1 protein-coding gene is annotated in these 2,792 nt (G+C 76.0%); it reads left to right on the top strand.

The genetic code is table 11. The features are described from left to right. Positions 1 to 87: 87 nt before the first annotated feature. Positions 88 to 2,709, top strand: a complete 2,622-nt coding sequence (gene lanKC, locus D3105_RS33190; protein ID WP_118906527.1) for a class III lanthionine synthetase LanKC — start codon at positions 88 to 90, stop codon at positions 2,707 to 2,709. Positions 2,710 to 2,792: the final 83 nt, after the last annotated feature.

Here is a 2,792-nt window from a genome sequence, read left to right as displayed (position 1 = left end):
GTCCCCGACGCCCCCGGACCGCACCAGCCTGCCGCCCGCCCCGTCCCCGACGCCGCCGGTCCCGGCGCGCTCTGAGGAGGTATCGCCGTGCCCGGCATCCAGGAGACCCAGCTGTACTGCCTCGCCGACCGCCGGTACTACGACACCCCGGCCCGGCTTCCCGACCAGGAGACCCGCTACCCCCTCGACACCGCCGAACCGCCCTCCGGCTGGCGGCGCGTGGCCGGCGGGCTGTGGACGTCACTCCTGCCCGAGGGCGGCGAACCGGCCGAACAGGGCTGGAAGATCCACGTGTCGACCGTCCCCGACGAGGCCGCCCGCATCCTTCGCGACACCGCCGAGATCTGCCTCCGGCACCGGATCCCGTTCAAGTTCCTCCGCAGCGAGCAGGCGCTCCTGCTGATGTCGGGGAAGTACATGTCCCGGGGCAGCGCGGGGAAGTTCCTCACCCTCTACCCGCCGGACGAGACGGCCCTGAACCGCCTGCTCGACGAGCTGACCGCGACTCTGTCCGGCCGCCGGGGCCCGTACATCCTGAGCGATCTGCGCATCGGCGACGCCCCCGTCTACGTACGGTACGGATCCTTCGTCGACCGCTGGTGCCACGACGCCCGGGGCGAGCGGGTGCCCGCCCTGCGCCACCCCTCCGGTCAACTCGTGCCCGACGAGAGGGGCGTGGTGTTCCGCACGCCCGCCTGGGTGAAGGTGCCCGAGCTGCTGCGGCCCCACCTCGCCGCCCGCGCCGCCGCCCGGGACGACTCCTTCCCGTACACCGTCACCGAGGCGCTCCAGTTCTCCAACGCGGGCGGCATCTATCTCGCCCGGCACCGGGAGACCGGCCACCGGGTCGTGCTGCGCGAGGCCCGTCCCCACTGCGGTCTCGACGCGGTGGGCGACGACGCCGTGACCCGGCTGGAGCGCGAGCACCGGGCCCTGACCGCGCTGGCCGGGCTCGACTGCGTACCGGAGGTGTACGGCGTACGGACCGTGTGGGAGCACCGGTTCCTGATGACGGAGTACGTCGAGGGGCCCACGTTGCTCGACGAGATCGTGGCGCGCTTCGCGCTGGTACGCGGAGCCCGTACGGCGGCAGAACTCGCCCCGTACACCGCATGGGTGGACCAGGTGACCGGCCAACTCGGCGGCGTGTTGCGGGAGATCCACGGCCGGGGGCTGCGCTTCGGTGACCTGCACCCCTCCAACATCATCCTGCGGCCCGACGGCCGGCTCGCCCTCGTCGACTTCGAGTACGCCACCGAACTCGGCGACGAAAAGACCCCGTTGGCCGGAGCGCCCGGACTTCAGGCCCCGCCCGGCACCCCGGGCGCGGAGGCCGACGCGTACGCCCTGTGGGCGACCTGGCTCACCATGCTGATGCCGCTGACCGAGATGGCCTCCCACGACCGGGCCAAGGCGTTGTCCCTGGAGTCCTGGGCCCGGGAGCGCTACGGTCTCGCGCCCCACGCCGGCCCGGCCCGCCCCGCCCTGCTGCGGGCGGCCGAGCGTACCGCCGACCGGGAGAGCGAGATCGCCGGGCTCCTTCGCGGGCCCGTGCCCGACTGGGGTGAGCTGCGCACCCGGCTGATCGCGGGCATCCACGCGGGCGCGACGCCCGAGCGCCGCGACCGGCTCTTCCCCGGCGACCCCAAGGGCTTCGCCACCGGCGGTACGGATCTGGCGCACGGGGCCGCCGGGATTCTCTACGCCCTCCAGCGCGTCGGCGCCCCGGTCCCGGCCGCCTGGACCGACTGGCTCGCGGAGACCGCCCGCCGCCGCGACCCCGCGGCCCCGGGCGGCCTCTACGACGGGCTGCCGGGCACCGCCGTGACGCTGGCGCTGCTCGGCCGTCCGGACGAGGGGCGCGAACTGTTCGCCCGGGCCGTCGAGGCCGCCCGCCCGTCCCCCTCGGCCGACCTGCTGACCGGGCGCGCGGGTATCGCCCTGGCCGCCGTCCGCCTGGCCACGGCCGGACCCGGGGCCCCGGACCCGGAGCTGGTGGACACCGCCCTGCGCGCCGCCTGGGAACTCGACTGTCTGGTACGGGGCGAGGCGGTGGCGGGTGGCCCTGAGGCTCCGCCGTCGGCCGGACTGCTGCGCGGGCTCAGCGGCGCGGCGCTGCTCCACCTCGAACTGCACGCCCTCACCGGAGAGGCGTGGCTGCTGCGCGCCGCCCGCACCGCCCTGTACCGGGACTCCGGCCACTGCGTCGCGATGGACGACGGCACGGTCCAGGTGAAGGACGGCCGCCGCCACCTCCTCTACCTCGACCAGGGCAGCGGAGGCTTCGCGCTCGTCGCCCGCGCCTACCTGGCCCGGCAGCAAGCGCCCGCGCTCGCCGGACTGCTGCCCGGGGTGCGCAAGGGCTGCGGCAACGAGTTCGTGCGCGAGCCGGGGCTGTTCACCGGTCGCGCCGGCCTCGTGGCCACCGCCCGGCAGTTGGAGGGCGACGGCAGCCCGGCCGGGCCCGAGGTCCTCGCGTCCGTACGCAACCTGTCCTGGCACCTCGTCGCCGACGAGGACCGGCTGCTGGTGCCCGGGGCCCGGCTGCGCCGCTGCTCCGCCGACCTGGCCACCGGGGCGGCCGGCCTGCTGCTCGCCCTGCACTTCCTGGCCGGGGCGGACGCCGGGGCGGACAGCGACGAGGCCGTCGCCCCCGGGGGCGACGGCCACCGGCCGCACGATCTGCTGAAGCTGCTCACCCTGGGCTGAGGGCGGCGGCGGCCGGCGCGCCGGTCCGGCCGCCCGCCGCCTCCTGCCCGCCCGCCGCCTCCTGCCCGCGTGCGAACAGGCAG

It is taken from the genome of Streptomyces globisporus (genome assembly GCF_003501885.1).
Classification (GTDB): domain Bacteria; phylum Actinomycetota; class Actinomycetes; order Streptomycetales; family Streptomycetaceae; genus Streptomyces; species Streptomyces globisporus_D.
This window is presented reverse-complemented; position numbering and strand designations above follow the sequence as displayed.